Source organism: Cryobacterium psychrotolerans, from assembly GCF_900101115.1.
In the GTDB taxonomy this organism is placed as follows: domain Bacteria; phylum Actinomycetota; class Actinomycetes; order Actinomycetales; family Microbacteriaceae; genus Cryobacterium; species Cryobacterium psychrotolerans.
The window spans coordinates 18,557-37,248 of the sequence record NZ_FNFU01000024.1 but is presented as its reverse complement, the minus strand read 5'-3'; the positions used below and the strand labels follow the sequence as shown (position 1 = coordinate 37,248).

General features: G+C 69.7%; 17 protein-coding genes. 3 read left to right on the top strand and 14 right to left on the bottom strand.

Annotated elements, in window-relative coordinates; genetic code table 11:
- Positions 1-265: transposase (locus BLQ39_RS14255; protein WP_143006482.1), on the bottom strand; the 265-nt coding region annotated here is incomplete at its 3' end.
- Positions 266-414: 149 nt separating this feature from the next.
- On the opposite strand from BLQ39_RS14255, the gene nhaA reads away from it, so the two are divergent.
- The gene (gene nhaA / locus BLQ39_RS14250; RefSeq protein WP_422386362.1) at positions 415-1,794 is read left to right on the top strand and encodes a Na+/H+ antiporter NhaA; all 1,380 of its coding nucleotides are present in this window, start codon (positions 415-417) and stop codon (positions 1,792-1,794) included.
- 46 nt (positions 1,795-1,840) lie between these two features.
- Here nhaA and BLQ39_RS14245 read toward each other — a convergent pair whose 3' ends face one another.
- The 6 genes from BLQ39_RS14245 to BLQ39_RS14220 form a co-directional block, all read right to left on the bottom strand.
- Complete coding sequence (locus BLQ39_RS14245; protein ID WP_092324967.1) at positions 1,841-2,170, bottom strand: hypothetical protein; 330 nt, start codon at positions 2,168-2,170, stop codon at positions 1,841-1,843.
- A gap of 10 nt (positions 2,171-2,180) precedes the next feature.
- Positions 2,181-3,401, bottom strand: a complete 1,221-nt coding sequence (locus tag BLQ39_RS14240; RefSeq protein ID WP_092324965.1) for a DNA polymerase IV — start codon at positions 3,399-3,401, stop codon at positions 2,181-2,183.
- A gap of 68 nt (positions 3,402-3,469) precedes the next feature.
- A complete protein-coding gene (locus BLQ39_RS14235; RefSeq protein WP_092324963.1) occupies positions 3,470-4,270 on the bottom strand; it encodes an ABC transporter permease in 801 nt (266 codons plus the stop codon).
- A gap of 8 nt (positions 4,271-4,278) precedes the next feature.
- Complete coding sequence (locus BLQ39_RS14230) at positions 4,279-5,205, bottom strand: ABC transporter permease (RefSeq protein ID WP_092324961.1); 927 nt, start codon at positions 5,203-5,205, stop codon at positions 4,279-4,281.
- Positions 5,206-5,246: 41 nt separating this feature from the next.
- Positions 5,247-6,449, bottom strand: a complete 1,203-nt coding sequence (locus BLQ39_RS14225; RefSeq protein ID WP_198417081.1) for an ABC transporter substrate-binding protein — start codon at positions 6,447-6,449, stop codon at positions 5,247-5,249.
- 16 nt (positions 6,450-6,465) lie between these two features.
- Positions 6,466-7,506 (bottom strand): ABC transporter ATP-binding protein, encoded by a 1,041-nt coding sequence (locus tag BLQ39_RS14220; RefSeq protein WP_092324957.1) that lies wholly within the window; start codon positions 7,504-7,506, stop codon positions 6,466-6,468.
- Between the two features lie 102 nt (positions 7,507-7,608).
- Between BLQ39_RS14220 and BLQ39_RS14215 the strand changes: the two genes are divergently transcribed.
- Together BLQ39_RS14215 and BLQ39_RS14210 are read left to right on the top strand one after the other, a co-directional pair.
- Positions 7,609-8,403: a FadR/GntR family transcriptional regulator gene (locus BLQ39_RS14215; RefSeq protein WP_092324955.1), complete on the top strand. Its 795-nt coding sequence runs from the start codon at positions 7,609-7,611 to the stop codon at positions 8,401-8,403.
- 4 nt (positions 8,404-8,407) lie between these two features.
- Positions 8,408-9,214, top strand: a complete 807-nt coding sequence (locus tag BLQ39_RS14210; RefSeq protein ID WP_092324953.1) for a PDC sensor domain-containing protein — start codon at positions 8,408-8,410, stop codon at positions 9,212-9,214.
- Between the two features lie 30 nt (positions 9,215-9,244).
- Here BLQ39_RS14210 and BLQ39_RS14205 read toward each other — a convergent pair whose 3' ends face one another.
- From BLQ39_RS14205 to mnmA, 7 genes are all read right to left on the bottom strand, one after another.
- Complete coding sequence (locus BLQ39_RS14205; RefSeq protein ID WP_092324951.1) at positions 9,245-10,327, bottom strand: VIT1/CCC1 transporter family protein; 1,083 nt, start codon at positions 10,325-10,327, stop codon at positions 9,245-9,247.
- 5 nt (positions 10,328-10,332) lie between these two features.
- Positions 10,333-11,838 (bottom strand): Asp-tRNA(Asn)/Glu-tRNA(Gln) amidotransferase subunit GatB, encoded by a 1,506-nt coding sequence (gatB, locus tag BLQ39_RS14200; RefSeq protein WP_092324949.1) that lies wholly within the window; start codon positions 11,836-11,838, stop codon positions 10,333-10,335.
- Complete coding sequence (gatA, locus tag BLQ39_RS14195; RefSeq protein WP_092324947.1) at positions 11,838-13,385, bottom strand: Asp-tRNA(Asn)/Glu-tRNA(Gln) amidotransferase subunit GatA; 1,548 nt, start codon at positions 13,383-13,385, stop codon at positions 11,838-11,840. The genes gatB and gatA overlap by 1 nt, the downstream gene beginning before the upstream one ends.
- A gap of 2 nt (positions 13,386-13,387) precedes the next feature.
- Positions 13,388-13,684, bottom strand: a complete 297-nt coding sequence (gatC, locus tag BLQ39_RS14190; protein ID WP_092324945.1) for an Asp-tRNA(Asn)/Glu-tRNA(Gln) amidotransferase subunit GatC — start codon at positions 13,682-13,684, stop codon at positions 13,388-13,390.
- 38 nt (positions 13,685-13,722) lie between these two features.
- Positions 13,723-15,018, bottom strand: coding sequence for an alpha/beta hydrolase (locus BLQ39_RS14185; protein ID WP_167738529.1), 1,296 nt, complete (start codon positions 15,016-15,018; stop codon positions 13,723-13,725).
- Between the two features lie 201 nt (positions 15,019-15,219).
- Complete coding sequence (gene ligA, locus BLQ39_RS14180) at positions 15,220-17,535, bottom strand: NAD-dependent DNA ligase LigA (RefSeq protein ID WP_092324941.1); 2,316 nt, start codon at positions 17,533-17,535, stop codon at positions 15,220-15,222.
- Complete coding sequence (gene mnmA, locus BLQ39_RS14175) at positions 17,528-18,682, bottom strand: tRNA 2-thiouridine(34) synthase MnmA (RefSeq protein WP_174775331.1); 1,155 nt, start codon at positions 18,680-18,682, stop codon at positions 17,528-17,530. Before mnmA ends, ligA begins: the two co-directional genes overlap by 8 nt.
- Positions 18,683-18,692 lie beyond the last annotated feature (10 nt).

The window sequence follows — 18,692 nt, the reverse complement described above, 5'->3', positions numbered from 1 at the left end:
CGTCGGCCTCGGCCAGCAACCGGGAGTGGATCTTGTCCCAGGTCCCGTCGCAGCTAAACCGGCGATGCCGTTTCCAGACCGTCTGCCACGGACCGAAATTCTCCGGCAGATCCCGCCACGGAATTCCCGCCCGGAACCGGTAAATGATGCCCTCCAGGATCGAGCGATGATCCCGGAACGGTCGCCCCGCACTGCCATCCGAGCTCGGCATCAACGATTCGATCCGAGCCCACTGGTGATCGGTCAGCAAAGCAGTACGAGACATCCCTCCACCCTCCCAAACGAATCACGATTCGATTAGGAGACACGCCCTAGCCGCGTGTACGCTGGATACTGGTGAGCCGGGAAGTCTGGTCGGCACTTCATTCAGTGCGCCCGGAACTCGAACGCAGAACGTGTGCCGAAACCCAGAGGATTTCCCCTGTGACTCAACCATCGCTCACCCCACAGCCTTCCGCCAGGGCCCGGATCTTCGGCCGCAGCAGCTACCCCGAGTACCTGCGCGTCGCGTCGATCCTGCGCAAGGAGACCGTGGGCGGCGCCCTGCTGCTGGCCGCAACCGTTGTCGCGCTGGTCCTGGCCAACACCCCGGCCGCGCCCTTCTACTTCGCCCTCCGCGACTTTGAGGTCGGCTATGAACCGTGGCACCTGAGCCTCAGTCTCGGCACCTGGGCCGCGGACGGCCTCCTGGCCATCTTCTTTTTCCTGGCCGGGCTGGAGCTCAAACGTGAATTCGTGGCCGGCGAACTGCGCGTCGTCAGCCGTGCCGTCGTGCCCGTCGCGGCCGCGGTCGGCGGGGTCATCATCCCGGCACTGGTCTTCGTCGCGATCAACCTCGGCGGCGGGGCCGGCGCCCTGCGCGGCTGGGCCATCCCCACGGCCACCGACATCGCCTTCGCCGTCGCCGTCCTGGCCGTCATCGGTTCCCACCTGCCGAGCGCCCTGCGCATCTTCCTGCTGACCCTCGCCGTCGTGGACGACCTGCTGGCGATCGTGATCATCGCGCTCTTCTACTCCGCCGACATCCAGGTCGTCCCGCTGCTGCTCGCGGTGCTGCCCCTGGCCCTCTACGCGTTCCTGGCGCATCGATACTCGAAGTTCTTCGTGGCGCGGGCGTTCGCGGCGTGGCTCATTCTGCTGCCGCTGGGCGCCATGACCTGGGCGCTCGTGCACGGTTCGGGCATCCACGCGACCGTTGCCGGGGTTCTCCTCGGCTTCGCCGTTCCGGTGCTGGCCCGCGGCCGGGACGGCGGCACCGGCGACGGCGCGGGACTGGCCGAATCCTTTGAACACCGTTTCCGCCCGCTGTCGGCGGGGGTGGCCGTGCCGATCTTCGCGTTCTTCTCGGCCGGCGTCGCCATCGGCGGCGGCCAGGGCCTGGTGGATGCGCTGACGGACCCGGTTGCCCTCGGCATCATGGCGGCGCTCGTTCTCGGCAAGCCGGTGGGGGTCCTGCTCGCCACCTGGCTGGTGACGAAGACCACCAGGGCCTCGCTCGACCCTGACCTGGCCTGGGTGGACATCGTCGGAGTGGCCGTGCTCGCCGGGGTGGGGTTCACGGTCTCCCTGTTGATCAGCGAGCTCGCATTCGGCCACGGGAGTGCGGAGGACGACCACGCCAAGGTGGCGATCCTCACGGGCTCGCTGCTGGCGGCGCTGCTGGCCACCGGGCTGCTGCGCGCGAGGAACCGCCACTACCGCCGGATCCAGGAGAAAGAGAACACGGACGCCGACCTCGACGGGGTTCCCGACGTCTTCCTGCCCGAGCCGGGCCGGGAAGCACCCGCCGGCTGACCGGCGGCGCGGCCAATCCCCGGCGCGGCTCACTTCCCCGGCGCGGCTACTTCTTCAGTGCGCGGATCACGCGCGAAAGCGCGTGGCCGGCGACCCAGACGAACGGGATCGCCACCACGAGCAACGAGACGACGTTCGGGTCGAAACGCACGGTGTTGCCCGTCTTGACGTAGGCGCCGATCGGCACGGACATCCCGCCGCCGCCACCGCCCGCGGCCCCGCCTTCGGTCTCCCCGGCGTCACCGCCGCCGAAACCATACTGGACGAGAGCCACCGGGACGAGCGTGACTCCCTCCACCTGGATCGGATCGCCGTAGGCCGATCGCACACCGACGGATCGAGCATTTTCTGCGAGCTTCAGCACAAGGTTGGTCATGCCGCTCAGGTTACCCCCTGTCGGGTTTGAGGTGCGAGGCCGGCTTCACCGCGCCACGCCCGAAGCGCGCGGTCACAGTGTCAACGGCGAGTTCCGCCTCGCGCCAGTCGTCGTCGGGATCCCACAGGCCGAGGCCCGCTCCGTCCCCGGATCCCAGCTGCTCCACGCGCACCCCGATCAGCCGCACCCGGATTCCGGAGGCCGCAAGGGCGTCGAAGACGGCGACGACCTCCTCGTAGATGCGCCGGCCCACGTTGGTGGGCTCGGGCAGGGTGCGCGAGCGGGTGACCGTGCTGAAGTCGGCGTAACGCACCTTCAGCACGACCGTGCGGCCCACGAGGCCGGCGCCGCGGAGGCGGGCGGCCACCGCATCCGCCTGCCGGAGAATCTCGCTGCGCAGGCGGGCGACATCCGTCACGTCGTGTTCGAAGGTCACCTCATGGCCGATGCTCTTTTCCTCGCGGTCCACGCTGACGGCGCGAGGGTCACGCCCCCAGGCGAGGTCGTGCAGCTTGCGGCCGGCCGCCTCCCCGACCCCGGCCTGGAGCACGGACAACGGGGTGTTCGCGATATCGCCGATCCGCTTCAAGCCGAGCCGCAGGAGGGTCTGCTCGGTGGTCGCCCCGACGCCCCAGAGCGCGCCGACCGGCAGCGGATGCAGGAAGGCGATCGTGTCGTCGGCGGGGATGACGAGCAGGCCATTGGGTTTCGCCCGGCCGGACGCGAGCTTTGCGACGAATTTCGTGGACGCGGCCCCGACCGAGCAGGTGAGCCCGGTCTCGGTCTCCACCCGCCGCCGGATCAGCGCGCCGATCTCGGCGGGAGAGCCGTGGATGCGCCGGGCCCCGGCCACGTCGAGGAACGCCTCGTCGATCCCGAGCGGTTCCACCAGCGGGGTCACATCGTTGAAGATGGCCATGACGCGCCGGGAGAAGTCCTGGTAGCGGCTCATATGCGGCTCCAGCACGACTGCGTCGGGACAGCGGCGCAGCGCAAGGGCCATCGGCATGGCCGAATTCACGCCGTACCGCCGGGCGACATAGTTGGCCGCGGTCACGACCGACCGGCCGGAGCGGTGGCCCACCACGACCGGCCTGTCGACGAGTTCGGGGTGGTCGAGGAGCTCGACCGAGGCGAAAAACGCGTCCAGGTCGACGTGCAGCATGGTCGCTCGGGAGTCATCGACCGGGGTGGTCGTGACCTCTCGGTTGCTGCCGTCCTGCCTGCTCATCAGGATGACCCTAACCCACCGGGGGCGGGGCCGCACACCGGCTCACGCGCCGGCCTCGGCGGTCGGCCTCAGCGCACGATCTTCTCCGCCCCGGCAATGCGCTGGGCGATGTAGATCGGGATGATCGACACGATGACGAGCACCACGGCGATGACGTTGACGACGGGGGCCTGGTTCGGCCTGAAGAGGTTGTCCAGGATCCAGAGGGGCAGGGTCTTCACCCCGGCTCCCGCGGTAAAGGTCGTCACAATGATCTCGTCGAAGCTGAGCGCGAAGGCGAGGAGACCGCCGGCGAAAAGCGCCGAGCGCAGCTGGGGGAAGGTGATCAGCCGGAACGTGGTCCACAGGCCGGCGCCGAGGTCTGCGGACGCGTCCTCGATGCTCGTTCCCAGCCGCCGGAGACGCGCGATCACGTTGTTGAACACGGTGACGATGCAGAACGTGGCATGGGCGACGATCACCGTGTAGATCGACAGCTGCACGCCGAGGATGGTGCGGAAGGCGTTGTTCAGCGCGATACCGGTGATGATGCCGGGCAGGGCGATCGGGAGGATCACCAGCAGGCTGACGGCCTCGCGTCCGAAGAAGGAGTACCGCTGCAGGGCCAGGGAGATGAGCGTCCCCAGCACGAGCGCGATGAGCGTGGAGACGGAGGCGATCTGCACGCTGGTCACCAGCGCGTCCAGTGCCCCCTCGCTGCGGAACGCCTTCGCCCACCATTCGAGGGTGAAGCCCGGCGGCGGCCAGCTGAGGCTCGTGCTGGTGCTGAACGAGTTCACGAACACGACGAACAGGGGCAGGTAGATGCCCGCCAGCACGAGCACGGTCAGTCCGCCCAGGATGCCACGCGCCGCTCGACTCAGTCTCATCGTGTCTCCTACAGGTTTTCCAGGGCGCCCGTGCGCCGCACCGTGGCGAGGTAGCCGAAGATGATGACGATGGGGATGAGGGCGATCGCCGCGGCGAGCGGCAGGTTGTTGGCGGCGCCCACGTTGGTATAAACGAGGTTGCCCAGGAGCTGGTTGGCTCCGCCGACGATGTTCACGGTGATGTAGTCGCCGAGCGAGAGCGAGAAGCTGAAGATCGAGCCGGCGATGATGGCCGGCCAGATGATCGGGAGCACGACCAGGCGCAGGGTCGAGACCGTCTTGCCGCCGAGGTCGCTGGACGCCTCGAGCAGCGAGTCGGGAACACGTTCGAGACCGGCGTAGATCGGCAGGATCACGTACGGCAGCCACAGGTAAGACAGGGTGATGATCGTCGCCGGCAGGCCGTACCCGGGGCTCTCCCCGCCGAACGGGGCGAGCAGCCAGTTCAGGATGCCCTCCTGGGACAGCACCGACCGCCAGGCGTACGCCTTGACCAGGTAGCTCGCCCACAGCGGCATCAGTACGGCGATGACGAGGATGCGCTGCATGCGCGGGCTGGCCACTTTGGCCATGTAGAACGCGATGGGAAGGGCGATCACGATGTCGACGATCGTGACGAGCAGGGCAACGCCGACCGTGCGGACCGTGACCGTCTGGTACAGCGAACCGGTGAGGACGGTGATGATGTTCTCGAGGGTCCAGGTCTGGGAGATCTGCCCGGTGAACGTGTCGACGGTCCACAGGGAGGTGATCAGCAGCGCGACCAGGGCAACGATGTAGATCAGGCCCAGCCAGAACAGAGGGGCGGAGAGCAGCAGGGTCAGTCGCAGGCGTCGGTGCCGGCTGAGGAAGACCGAGCCCCGCCGGCCCAGGGTGTCCCTGGGCGGCGGTACCGTCATCCGTTTGCCGGGTGGCGCCGTTGCGTCGACCGTCATTGTTCTTCGTCCTTCCGTCTGCTGGGCCTGATCGGGCCTGCCTAGCCCTTGATTTCCTGCCAGGCCGTCGTCCAGGCGGAGTAGTCCGTGCACTCCACATCGGTGCGACCGTCCAGGCACTCGGCGATCGGGGTCGACCAGTACCAGATCTTCGACGCGTAGTCGGCGTCTCCGGCGTGGAAGGATTCGCAGGAGCCCTCCGAGCGGAAGTCGCAGGCAGCCTGGTTCGACGGCGCCTCACCGAAGTACTCGGTTGCCTGCGCGTTCGCCTCGGGGCTCGCGATGTAGTCCAGCCACTCGTACGCGCAGTTCGGGTTCGTCGCCTCGGATGCGATCATCCAGGTGTCCGACCAGCCGGTCACGCCCTCCTCGGGCAGAACCACCTCGGCCTTGGTTCCCTCGGCGAGGGAGTTGCGGATGACCTGCCAGGTGGTCCCGACGACGGTGTCGCCGGTCTCGAAGGCCTGGATCTCCTTGAGGTAGTCGGACCAGTACTCGCCGATGTTGACGCGCTGCTCCTTGAGCAGCTCGACGGCCGCGGCCAGCTGGGTCTCATCGAGGGCGTAGGGGTTCTCGATGCCCAGGTCCGGCTGGTGGGCCATCAGGTACACCGCGGCATCCGCGATGTAGATCGGCGAGTCATAGGCGGTCACCTTGCCCTTGTACTCGGAGGACTTGTCGAACACGACGTCCCACGACGTGGGGGCCGGTGTCACGGCCTCCGTGTTGTACATGAGCAGGTTGGCGCCGTAGCCGTGCGGGATGCCGTACGAGACCCCGTCGACGCTGTTCCACGACTGCATCTTGAGGAAGTCGTAGATGCCCTCGTAGTTGGGGATCAGGTCGGTGTTGACCGGGGCCACGTCGCCGGCGGCGACGAGTCGCAGCGATGCATCGCCCGAGGCCGCGACCACGTCGTACTCGCCGGTCTTCATCAGGTTGAAGGCCTCGTCCGAGGTGCCGTAGGTCTTGCTTGTGACCTTGCAGCCGGTCTCGTCTTCGAAGGCGCTCACCCAGTCCACCGCCGGGTCGTTGCTGCCGTCCTCGACGTAGCCGGGCCAGGCGAGGATCGACACGGCGCCTTCGGTCTTCCCGAGCTCGTCGGCGGCCTTCGGGCCCTCGCTGCCGCCGCCGCCGCCCTGCGTGGTGCCGCAGGCGGTGAGCACGGCGACCGAGGCAATTGCCAGACCGGTGAGGACTGCCGATGGCAGGCGCCCCCTGCGGTTTTCTGAATAGCGTTTCATAGCGTTCTCCATCCTTCTACTGGTGTGTGATTGCGGGTTCGAGGTCGACGACGTCGACGTCGTTCCACCCGACACTGACGCGCGAGCCGCGCTGGTCTTCGCCCACACGGTGGGCGTCGTTCTGCTCGAGGACCGTGATGCGCTTGCCGGCATCGAGGTCAACGATCAGCCGTGTGCTGCTGCCGACGTAGATGACCTCGGCCAGCGTGCCCGTGGCCGTCCGATCCGCTGCGGGCGGTGACGCCTCCGAGCCGATCGAGATCTTCTCCGGCCGCAGGGAATGCAGGCCACCGTGGCCGAACAGACGATGGGACACCTCGTCGTCGAAGACGTTGGAGGTGCCCACGAACGCCGCGACGAACGGGGAGACGGGCCGGTCGTAGATCTCCGCGGGGGTTCCGAGCTGCTCGATCCTGCCGTCGTTGAACACCGCGATCCGGTCGCTCAGGGTGAGGGCTTCCTCCTGGTCGTGGGTGACGAAGATGAAGGTGATCCCGAGGTCGCGCTGGAGTTCCTTCAGCTCGACCTGCATCTGCTCGCGGAGCTTCAGGTCCAGCGCGCCCAACGGCTCGTCCAGGAGCAGCGCCTTGGGCCTGACGACCGTGGCGCGGGCGAGCGCCACACGCTGCCGCTGCCCGCCGGAAAGCTGGCTGGGCTTGCGGTCGCCGAATCCGCCGAGGCGCACGGTGTCGAGCGCCTCGCGCGCCCGGGCCAGGCGGTCCCGCTTGGAGACGCCGCGCACCCGGAGTCCGTACGCGACATTCTCGAGCACGCTCATGTGCGGAAAGAGCGCGTAGTCCTGGAAGACCGTATTGACGTCACGGTCGAACGGCGCACGCTGGGTCACGTCCTGCCCGAACAGCGAGATCGTGCCGGACGTGGGCTGCTCGAAGCCGGCAATGAGGCGCAGCACGGTCGTCTTGCCCGAGCCGGACGGCCCCAGCATCGAGAAGAACTCCCCCTCTGCGATGTCGAGGTCCACGTGGTCGACGGCGGTGGCCGTGCCGAAGACCTTGGTCAATCCGGTCAACCGGATAGCGGGGTATTCCGCGCTCACGTGGCCTCCTAGCTCACTCTGAGATAAATCATATGGAGTTAGATGTCTTTTCGGCAGCCGCAGATGTTACGGTCGTGTCACAACTCCGGAAGAGTATCCAATATGCCCCAGTCCATCCGCCCCCGCACGGTCACGCACGCGGCCGTCTTCGCGCCCCTCGAGGGCGCCGGACGGGCAGAGCTGGTCGCGCAACGTCTCACCGACGCGATCGTGCTCGGGATCCTGGCCGACGGCGAACGCCTGCCGACCGAATCCCTGCTCGCGCGCCAGTTTGGCGTGGCCACGGTGACCGCGCGCGAGGCGCTCGACGCGCTGCGGCGCAAGGGCCTCGTGGAGACCAAGCGCGGGCGCGGGGGCGGGAGTTTCGTCACCTATGCCGGAGCCGGGCACGGTCGCCTGCAGGACGAACGGCTCCTCGGCCTGTCCCGGGTGCAGCTGCGGGACCTGGGCGCGCACTACGCCGCCATCGCGGCCATGACCGCGGAGCTCGCCGCGGATCGGGCCTCGGACAGCGACGTCGACAACCTCCGCCGCATCGTGGAATCGGCCGACATTGTGCAGGAGGGCGCCGCGCGGCGGGCGCAGGGAACGTTCCGGCTGGAGGTCTCCGCCCTGAGCCAGTCGGCGCGGCTCGTTCGCGAAGAACTCAGGCTGCAGTCCGAATTCGGCCCCCTGCTCTGGCTGTGCCTGCGCAACCCTGACTACCGCGCCCGGTGCCGGGAGACCCAACGCGGTATTGTGGCAGCGATCGCGGACCAGGACGGCGAGACCGCCAGGCGGCTCTCCGTGCTCCAGATCACGGATGCCATCGAGTGGCTGATCGAAGCCAAGGCCGTCCTTGAGACGACGGCCGAGAACACGGCCGGGCCGACCAACGGCCCCAAGGAAGAGGAATGACCCGGTGAATGCCCTGACCCGCACATCGATCGCCGACGGCATTGCCGCGGTCGGCGAGCACTTCAACTCCGTCTTCCTGCGGCTGGAGCACTGGCGCGACGCGACCCAGGACTTCCTCGAGTCACGCGGCGGCGAGGTCACCCGCGCGGAGCTCGACGCCCTGGTTGAGGGCCTGGTGCTCCGCGAGTTCGCCAGCGAGCACGGGTGCGTCATCGGTGCCGGCTTCGTCGCCGCCCCCGGTTTCCTCCGGGACGCCGAGTGGCACCTCGCCTGGTGGCTCGGCGACCGCAACACCTTCGGGGTCGGGGCCGCTGCCCCGGGCGTCCGCCGCCTCGACGCCGTCGAAGACAGCGCGGAGGAGAACTTCCGTGACTACACCACCCTGGAGTGGTGGCGCGTGCCGGTGACCACCGGGGCGCGGCACATCACGGGTCCCTACGTGGATTACCTGTGCACCGACGATTACACCCTCACCCTCACGGTGCCGGTGCGGCACGGCCGGGCGGTGGTCGGGGTGGTGGGCGCCGACCTGTACGTCGAGGATGTGGAGCGGGCCCTCCTCCCCCGGCTGGCCGCCCTCGGCACCCCGGTGACGCTCGTCAACGCATCCGGACGGGTGCTGCTGTCGACGGATGTGCACCTGGCCACCGGGGCGCTGCTGCGTCTGGACGGCCTCGCCGGAGCGCTGCGCGGCGGCGAGGACACCGGCCCGGCCGACACCGGCCCGGCCGTTCGGCTGGGCGACGGGCACGAGGTCGTGTGGTGCCCGGGCACCGGCCTCGCCCTGGTCGCGCGGCCCGCCCAGCGCTAGAGCGCCGTTTGTTTCGCTGCCCGCGCCGCGCTATCCGCCGACGATGAGCCCGAGCGCGTAGGTGACGGCCGCGGCGCCCAGGCCGATGCCCAGCTGGCGGAGCGCCCGGCGCAGCGGCGGGCCGCCCGACAGGAGTCCCACGATGGCGCCGGTCGCGAGCAGGGCCAGCCCGACGAGTACTGCGGCGCCGATCATGGCCGTCGCTCCGCTGAGCCCGAAGAGGTAGGGAAGCAGAGGGAGCACCGCTCCCGAAGCGAAGAAACAGAAGCTCGAGAGGGCCGCGCCCACGGCGGTGCCCACGGTTTCGTGCTCGTCGACGGGCTCGCTCGCCGGGGCGTCCATGTCCACCGGCCCGGTCGCGATCGTGATGGTGCGCAGCACCTCCCGCGCGTGGATCTCCGCCTTCTCCGGGCTCATCCCCCGTGCCCGGTAGACCAGGGTCAGTTCGTTCGCCCCGAGGTCGAGGTGGCCCAGGTCGCTCGTGTTCGACGGGCTCGGGCTGGAGGCCTCGAGCAGTTCACGCTGCGACCGCACCGAGACGAATTCGCCCGCAGCCATCGACAGGGCGCCGGCCAGAAGTCCCGCGACACCGGTGAAGAGGATGGTGGCGGCCGGCATCCCGGCCGCCCCGACACCCAGCACGAGCGCCAGGTTGCTCACCAGGCCGTCGTTGACTCCGAAGACCGCGGCCCGGAACGAGCCGGAGAGGCGCTGGCGCCCCCGGGCGGCCAGGCCGCGCACGACTTCCTCATGGATGCGTTCGTCGGCGGCCATCGCGTCGGTCGCGTCCGCGTCGGCGCCGTAGGGCGAGCCGGATTCCGCCCGCTGCGCCAGCGCGAGCACGAACACCGAGCCGAACCGGCGGGCCAGGAAGCCGAGCATCCGGGTGCGCAGGGCGCCCTTGCGCGGCGCCCCGACGTCGTCACCGAGCAGATCGCGCCAGTGCGCCTCGTGCCGGCCCTCGGCCTCGGCCAGGGCGAGCAGGATGTCGCGCTCCTCGCCCGACCTGCGCCCGGCGAGGTCACGGTAGACCGAGGCCTCCGCCTGTTCGTCGGCCAGGTACCGCCGCCAGCGACGGATCTCGGCCTCGCGTGCCGCTCGCCCGGTCGACACTGCGGCTACTCGGCCGATCCGGCGCGTTCAAGCACAAGCTCGCGCACACGCGCCGCGTCGGCCTGGCCCCTCATCGCCTTCATGACGGCGCCGATGACCGCGCCGGCGGCCTGCACCTTGCCGTCGCGGATCTTCGCGAGCACATCGGGCTGCGAGGCCAGGGCCTCGTCGATGGCCGCGATCAGCGGGCCGTCGTCGGAGACCACGGCGAGGCCGCGGCTGTCCACGACCTCGAGCGGGGTTCCTTCGCCGGCGATGACGCCTTCGAGCACCTGGCGGGCGAGGCGGTCGGTCAGCGTGCCTGCCTCGACGAGTTCGATCAGCGCGGCCACCTGGTGCGGCTGCACGAGTGAGTCGGCGGCCACACCGGCGACGTTCGCGAGCCGGGCCACCTCACCCGTCCACCACTTGCGGGCGGCCTGCGCGGATGCCCCGGCCGCGATGGTCGCTTCGACGGCGTCGAGCAGGTCCGAGTTGACGACATCCTGGAATTCGAGGTTCGCGAAGCCCCAGTCGGCCTGGAGGCGCTTGCGGCGGGCGGCCGGAGGCTCGGGCAGGGTCGCCCGCAGCTCCTCGACCCATTCGCGCGACGGCGCGACGGGCACGAGGTCGGGCTCGGGGAAGTATCGGTAGTCGTCGGCGTCGGACTTGGGGCGCCCGGCGGAGGTCCGGCCGGTGTCTTCGTGCCAGTGGCGGGTTTCCTGGGTGATGGTTCCGCCGGCCGACAACAGGGCGGCCTGGCGCTGGATCTCGTACCGCACGGCCCGTTCGACCGAGCGCAGCGAGTTGACGTTCTTGGTCTCGGTGCGCGTGCCGAGGATGTTCGAGCCGCGCGGGCGGAGGGACACGTTCGCGTCGCAGCGCACGTTGCCCTCTTCCATCCGGGCGTTGGACACGCCCAGGGCCTTGACGATCTCACGGATGGCGGCAACGTAGGTCTTGCCGATCTCGGGCGAGTCCGCCTCGCCGCCCTCGATCATCTGCGTGACGATCTCGACCAGCGGCACGCCGCCGCGGTTGTAGTCGACGAGCGAGTAGTCGGCGCCCTGGATCCGGCCGGTGGCACCGCCCTTGTGGGTGAGCTTGCCGGCGTCATCCTCCATGTGGGCGCGTTCGATCTCGACGGTGACCTGCCGGCCGCTCTCGAGTTCGATGGTGAGCGAGCCGTTGAAGGCGATCGGCTCGTCGTACTGCGAGGTCTGGAAGTTCTTCGCCGTGTCCGGGTAGAAGTAGTTCTTCCGGGCGAATCGGGACGCCTCGGCGATGTCGCAGCCGAGCGCCAGGCCGAGGCGGATGCTCGACTCGATCGCCTTCCGGTTCACCTGGGGCAGCCCGCCGGGCAGCCCGAGGCAGGTCGGGCAGGTGTTCGTGTTGGCGCCCTGGCCGAACTCGTTGGCGCAGCCGCAGAACATCTTGGTCTTCGTGTTGAGTTCGACGTGCACCTCGAAGCCGAGCACCGGCTCGTAGAGTTCGAGGGCCTTGTCGAAGTCCATCAATTCAGCCTTCTTCATCAGATGACCCCTTCTTCGCTCGCGAACATTTCCACCGGCGCCAGCGCGGGAGCGCGGCTGAGCAGGGTGTGACCCCAGTGCGCTTCGAGCAGCTGCTCGACCGCGGCACCGAACGTGTAGAGGCGGGCATCCTGTTTCGCCGGCGCCATGACCTGCAGGCCGACCGGCAGGCCGTCCTCGGGCGCCAGGCCCATCGGCAGGCTCATCCCGGGGATCCCGGCGAGGTTCGCCGGGATCGTCGTGATGTCGTTGAGGTACATGGCCATCGGGTCGGCCAGCTTCTCGCCGAACTTGAACGCCGTGGTCGGGGCGCTCGGCGACACGAGCAGGTCGACCTTCTCGAAGGCCGCGTCGAAGTCGCGCTGGATCAGGGTGCGCACCTTCTGCGCGCTGCCGTAGTACGCGTCGTAATACCCGGTGCTGAGCGCGTAGGTACCGAGGATGATGCGGCGCTTGACCTCGGGGCCGAAGCCGGCGTCGCGGGTGGCGGCCATCACGCGTTCGATCGTGACCGGGCCGTCGGTGGGGTTTTCCCGGAGCCCGAAGCGCACCGAGTCGAAGCGAGCCAGGTTGCTGGATGCCTCGGCGGGCAGGATCAGGTAGTACGCGGCGACCGAGTATTCGAAGTTCGGGGCGCTCACCTCGCTGATCTCCGCGCCCGCTGCGGCGAGCAGGGCGAGTGTCTCGGTGAAGCGCTGTGTGACGCCGGCCTGGAAGCCCTCGCCGTTGAGTTCCTTGACGACGCCGATGCGGAGACCCGTGAGGGCTCCGTCGGCGAGGCCCGCGCGCGCGGCGGCGGCCATCGACGGCCACGGGTCGGTGAGGGAGGTCGAGTCGAGCGGGTCGTGACCGCCGATGACATCGTGCAGGAGCGCGGCGTCATAGACCGTGCGCGAGACCGGGCCGACCTGGTCGAGCGAGGATGCGAGGGCGATGGCGCCGTAGCGGGAGACGCCGCCGTAGGTGGGCTTGACCCCGACGGAACCGGTGACCGCCGCGGGCTGCCGGATGGAGCCGCCGGTGTCGCTGCCGAGCGCGAGCGGGGCCTCGAAGGCGGCGACCGCGGCGGCCGAACCGCCTCCGGAGCCGCCGGGGATCCGTTCCTGGTCCCACGGGTTGCGGGTCGGGCCGTAGGCGGAGTGCTCGGTGGAGGAGCCCATCGCGAACTCGTCCATGTTGGTCTTGCCGAGCGGGATCAGGTGCGCGTCGCGCAGCCGCTTGACGACCGTGGCGTCGTAGGGCGGGATCCAGCCCTCGAGGATCTTCGAGCCGGCCGTGGACGGCATGTCCCGGGTGGCGAGCACGTCCTTGATCGCGATCGGCACGCCGGCGAGCAGGCCGAGCTGCTCACCCGCGGCGCGCCGGGCGTCGACCCGGTCCGCCGTGGCGAGAGCGGCATCCGCGGCCACATGCAGGAACGCGTGCAGGTCGGTATCGACGGCCGCGATGTGGTCGAGGTGCGCGCGGGTCACCTCGACGGAACTGACCGAACCGTTGGCGAGGAGGCCGCCGAGGTCGGCGGCGGACAGCTTGATGAGATCGGTCATGGTCAGTCCTCTTCCAGGATCGGGGGCACCCGGAATTTGTCGCCGTCGCGGTCGGGGGCTCCGGAGAGCGCCTGCTCGACCGTCAACGAGGGAACGACGATGTCGTCACGGAACACGTTGGTCAGGGGCATCGGGTGGCTTGTCGCCGGGACGTCGGGTGTGGCCACTTCCTGGACCTTCTTCACCGACTCCACGATCTGACCCAGGTCGATTGTGAGACTGGCGATCTCTTCCGGGCTGAGGTCGATCCGGGCGAGGCTGGCCAAATGGGCAACCTGCTCGGCCGTGATTCCAGACATGAAACTCCGTACGGTTCGTCGAGGTGGATGCCTCAATTCTATTCGGAGCCGCTGGTGGCCAGTTTCGCGTTGTCCGTGCCGATCAAGGCCATGTTGTGCAGCGACTCGCTGCCGGGGGTGAAGTAGCCGTTGTGGCCGAGCGCCCCGTCGAGCCACGCGCCGGTGACGCGGTCCCTGGCCCCGTCGACGCCCAGGGTGTGCGCGCCGTACGACGCCGCGCCGGGGTCGCTGCCGAAGAAGGCGCTGTTGACGGCGGGATCCCAGTCCGCCTCTCCGACGTAGACGTTGCCGCCGGCCACGGCCAGCTCGGCTGCCGACTGGATGCCGCTGCCCGGCGAGCCGACCATGACGAGGGCGTCGACGCCGACCAACCCGCGCGCGAGCGCAACGAGCGAGACCGTCGAGCCGTAGGAGTGGCCGAAGACGGAGATGTACGGCTGTTCCGCGCCCCGGGCCGAGCGCACGCCGAGCCAGGAATCCTCGAGGAAGTCGGCACCGGCCTCGGCCCGGTCCAGGCCACCGACCGAGAAGAGGTCGGGCGTCTCGTAGCCGATCCACGCGATCGTGGCGACGGTGGCCCGAGGTCCGCCGTGCGCGACACGGCGCGCGAGCACCGCGCGCTGCTCGGCGTAGAGGTCGTCGGCGGTCGTGGCCCAGTTCACCAGCTGCTCGCGCACGCCGTAATTCATTCCCGGAACCAGGTAGCTCAGATAGTCGGCCGTGTCCGGGTTCCCGAGCGCGATGGCCGCCCGCCCGCCGGCGGCGGTGTCCAGCAGAATCAGCGACCGCCTGGGACCGTCCTCGTTCGGCCGCAGCGCGTCCCTGACCTGGTGCAGGACCGCGAGTTCGCCCTCCAGGCGAATGCGCTCCGGCCCGGTCGCCGTGGCCAGGGCATCGGTGACTTCGGCCACAGTGTGCGCGAGGTAGCGCCGGTTCGCCAGACCCCGTTCCCGCGCCGGCACGCCGTCGAGGTTGCCGACGAGCTGCGGAACGGCGCCCGCCATTGTCGCCCGCCGGTCGGCGTCCAGGCCGGCCCACCACTCGGTGACCGCCGTGGACGACGGCGGCGATGACAGCAGCGCGTCGATCTGCCCCGGGTGTGCCGCGGCGAAAGTGGACAGGTCGCCCGGCGAGAGGCTGGACATCCCGACGAGGAGTCCGGCCCCGCGGAGCGTCGGGAGGGTGGCAACGTCGACGGATGTTCCGACCCGCGCCGAGAGGTCGAGCCAGAGCGGGGAGGACGCGCCGCCCGCGGGGACATCCGACACCCGCGTGGGCATGACGTCGGCGATGCTTGTCGCCGCGAATTCGGGCACACCGCTGAGCTCGCTCACCCTGCCGAGTGTGAGCGAGGTTGCCAGAACCGCTGCGACGTCAAACAGCAAAACCGGGTACGTCCCCTCCCGCATGACCGAAGGAGGGCCCTCGCGGGCCCAATTCAGGTCTCAGGATCACAGCCTAGTGACCGGAAAACAGCGGCAGGGAGCCGGTCCACCCCCGATTGTGGGGGATACTCCTTTGTCTGTCGGCCGAGGCTATTCCGAGGTAGAAATCAGCCCCGCGGGCCCTTCCGAGACCAGGATGCGGAAGCCGTCGGCGCCGAGCACGGGGATGCCCAGCTGCTCCGCCTTGGCGAGCTTCGAGCCTGCACCCGGCCCCGCCGCGACGTAGTCGGTCTTCTTCGACACGCTCGAGGCCGACTTGCCGCCGGCCGCGATGATCGCCTCCTGGGCTTCCTCCCGCGTGAACCCCTCGAGGGCTCCCGTGGCCACGACCGTGAGCCCGGCGAGCACTCCGCCTGCCGCCGCAGCGAAACCCGGACCGGGGTGGTCGGGGGTCTGGAACTGCACGCCGGCGCGGGCCCACGCTTCGACGATGTCCCGGTGCCAGTCGACCTCGAACCAGTCGATGACGGCGTCGGCGATGATGCCGCCGACCCCGTCGACCTGGGCGAGTTCCTCGCGGGAGGCGGCCCTGATCGCGTCGAGCGACCCGAAGTGGTTCGCCAGGGCGCGGGCGGCGACCGGGCCGACATGGCGGATGTTCAGCGAGACAAGGATGCGCCACAGCGGCTTGGCCTTCGCCAGCTCGATCTCCGCGAGGAGCTTGAGCGCGTTCGAGGACGGCTGCGGCCCGGTCAGGCCGTTCTTCTTCTCGGCGGCGGTCGGGTTGCGACGGAACGGCCTGCGCAGGCGCATGGTTCCGTCGCCCTCCTCGATCGGCAACCCGGTTTCCGCGTCCCGGACGACGACCTCGATCGGCAGCAGGTCGGCCAGGGCCAGGTCGAACAACCCGGCCTCGGTCGGCAGGGGCGGCTCCGCCGGCACGGTGGGCTGGGTCAGCGCGGCGGCGGCGACCTCGCCGAGCACCTCGATGTCTAGCGCGCCGCGCGAGCCGATGTGCTCGACCCGGCCGCGCACCTGGGCCGGGCAGCTGCGGGCGTTGGGGCAGCGGAGGTCGATGTCGCCCTCCTTCGCCGGCGCCAGCGGAGTGCCGCATTCGGGGCAGTTCGCGGGCATGACGAACTCTCGTTCGGTGCCGTTGCGCAGCTCGGCGACGGGGCCGAGCACCTCCGGGATGACGTCGCCGGCCTTGCGCAGCACGACGGTGTCGCCGATGAGCACGCCCTTGGCCTTGACGACGTCCTGGTTGTGCAGGGTGGCCTGGCGCACCTCTGAGCCGGCGACCCGCACCTTCTCCATCACGGCGAACGGGGTGGCCCGTCCGGTGCGGCCGACGCTGACGACGATGTCGAGCAGCTTCGTGTTGACCTGCTCCGGCGGGTACTTGTAGGCGATCGCCCAGCGCGGGGCCCGGCTGGTGGCGCCGAGCTCGTGGTGCAGCTCGAGCTCGTCGACCTTCACCACGACGCCGTCGATTTCGTGCTCGACACTCCCCCGGTGCTCGCCGTAATACTCGATGAAACTCGCGGCCTCCGCCGCGGTGGGCGTGACCTTGTAGTGGGTGCTCGTGGGCAGACCCCAGGTGGCCAGCAGTTCGTACACCTCGGACTGCGCGGCGACGGGCGGGCGCTCCCACGCGCCGATGCCGTGCACGAGCATCCGCAGCCGGCCCAGCCGGGCATGCATCAGCAGCAGCTGGGCGGGGTTCTTGCTCTCCGCCTTCTGGCGCAGGGACCCGCTGGCCGCGTTGCGGGGGTTTGCGAAGACCCGCTCGCCGGCCCTGCTCTGCTCGGCGTTCAGCTCGCGAAAGGATTCGACCGGGAAGAACACCTCTCCGCGTACTTCGACCAGGGGCGGGGGCACGGGCTGGTGCCCCGTGCCGTCGTTTGTCGCGAGCCGACTGGGGATGCCGGGCACCAGGGCGATGTTCTCGGTGACGTCCTCGCCGACCACGCCGTCCCCGCGGGTGGCGGCCGTGACCAGCACCCCGTTTTCGTAGCGGAGGTTGATGGCGAGGCCGTCGATCTTGAGCTCGCAGAGGTAGTGCACCGGCCGGCCGGCGTCCCGTTCCACCTTTGCGGCCCAGAGCGCGAATTCGCCGGCCGCGAACACGTTGTCGAGGCTGAGCATCCGCTCGGCGTGCTGCACGGGCGCGAACAGGGTGGTCTCGGCCCGGCCGCCGACGGTCTGGGTGGGGCTGTCCTGGCTCTGCAGCTCGGGGAAGAGCCGTTCGAGCTCGCCCAGCCGGTGGATGAGCGCGTCGTACTCCGCGTCGGAGATGATCACGTCGTTGCGCTCGTAGTAGGCGTCCCTGGCCAGGAGAATGCGCGTCTTCAGCGCGGCGGCCTCGGCGTCGGCGGCATGCAGCGCCTCGGCGGGCAGCGCCTCGGCGGGCAGCGCCTCGGCGGCCGAAGCCGTCGCGGGCGCCGGATCGGCCGGGTCAGGCATCTGCCGCGGCGGAACTCATCGCCGCGACCGGCACCGCGCTGACCGTGCGGTCGATCGTGCACTGGCCGAGTACCCGGGTGCCCACGTAGACGACGGCAGTCTGGCCGGGGGCGACCCCGGTGAGCGGCTCGTTCGGAGTGATGACGAGTTCGGTTTCCCCGGTGGTGGAGCCTGACACCGGGACGACCTGCGCCACGGCCGGCTCCGGGTCGGCGTGTGCGCGGATCTGCACGTCGCAGTCGAAGGCGACCTCGGGGTTCGCGGGCGCGACGCCGCACCAGGTGAAGGTCGAGCCCGCGATCTCGCGGATCGCCAGCGCTTCCTTCGGCCCGACGACGACCGTGTTCGTGATCGGGCGCACCTCGAGCACGAAGCGCGGCTTGCCGTCGGCGGCGGGCGTGCCGATCTGCAGGCCCTTGCGCTGCCCGACGGTGAACGCGACGGCTCCGTCGTGCTCGCCGAGCTTGGCGCCGTCCCGGTCGAGGATGTCGCCGGTCGCCGGGGCCACCCGTTCGGCCAGCCAGCCGCGGGTGTCGCCGTCGGGGATGAAGCAGATGTCGTAGGAGTCGGGCTTGTTGGCGACCGAGAAGCCGCGCTCGGCGGCCTCTGCGCGAACCTCGGCCTTGGACGGCGTCGCGCCCAGCGGGAACATCGAGTGGGCCAGCTGCTCGGTGGTGAGCACGCCCAGCACGTAGGACTGGTCCTTGGCCCAGGCGCTCGCCCGGTGCAGTTCCCGGTTGCCGTCGGCATCCGTCAGGATCGAGGCGTAGTGGCCGGTGCAGACGGCGTCGAAACCGAGCGCGACGGCCTTCTCCAGCAGCGCGGCGAACTTGATCCGCTCGTTGCAGCGCATGCACGGGTTGGGAGTGCGGCCGGCGGCATACTCGGCGATGAAGTCGTCGACCACGTCGAGCTTGAAGCGCTCGGAGAAGTCCCACACGTAGTACGGGATGCCGATGATGTTCGCGGCCCGCTGGGCATCCATCGAGTCCTCGATCGTGCAGCAGCCGCGGCTGCCGGTGCGGAGCGTGCCCGGCATGCGGCTGAGCGCCAGGTGCACGCCCACCACCTCATGCCCCGCTTCGACCGCGCGGGCTGCGGCGACGGCGGAGTCCACCCCGCCGCTCATTGCTGCCAAAACCTTCATCCGACCAGTC

Excerpts from the sequence above, each read along its gene's own strand:
- BLQ39_RS14245 (WP_092324967.1), bottom strand. The coding sequence starts at position 2,170 with ATGACCAACCTTGTGCTGAAGCTCGCAGAAAATGCTCGATCCGTCGGT.
- BLQ39_RS14240 (WP_092324965.1), bottom strand. The coding sequence starts at position 3,401 with ATGAGCAGGCAGGACGGCAGCAACCGAGAGGTCACGACCACCCCGGTC.
- BLQ39_RS14235 (WP_092324963.1), bottom strand. The coding sequence starts at position 4,270 with ATGAGACTGAGTCGAGCGGCGCGTGGCATCCTGGGCGGACTGACCGTG.
- BLQ39_RS14230 (WP_092324961.1), bottom strand. The coding sequence starts at position 5,205 with ATGACGGTCGACGCAACGGCGCCACCCGGCAAACGGATGACGGTACCG.
- BLQ39_RS14225 (WP_198417081.1), bottom strand. The coding sequence starts at position 6,449 with ATGAAACGCTATTCAGAAAACCGCAGGGGGCGCCTGCCATCGGCAGTC.
- BLQ39_RS14215 (WP_092324955.1), top strand. The coding sequence starts at position 7,609 with ATGCCCCAGTCCATCCGCCCCCGCACGGTCACGCACGCGGCCGTCTTC.
- gatB (WP_092324949.1), bottom strand. The coding sequence starts at position 11,838 with ATGAAGAAGGCTGAATTGATGGACTTCGACAAGGCCCTCGAACTCTAC.
- gatA (WP_092324947.1), bottom strand. The coding sequence starts at position 13,385 with ATGACCGATCTCATCAAGCTGTCCGCCGCCGACCTCGGCGGCCTCCTC.
- gatC (WP_092324945.1), bottom strand. The coding sequence starts at position 13,684 with ATGTCTGGAATCACGGCCGAGCAGGTTGCCCATTTGGCCAGCCTCGCC.
- ligA (WP_092324941.1), bottom strand. The coding sequence starts at position 17,535 with ATGCCTGACCCGGCCGATCCGGCGCCCGCGACGGCTTCGGCCGCCGAG.
- mnmA (WP_174775331.1), bottom strand. The coding sequence starts at position 18,682 with ATGAAGGTTTTGGCAGCAATGAGCGGCGGGGTGGACTCCGCCGTCGCC.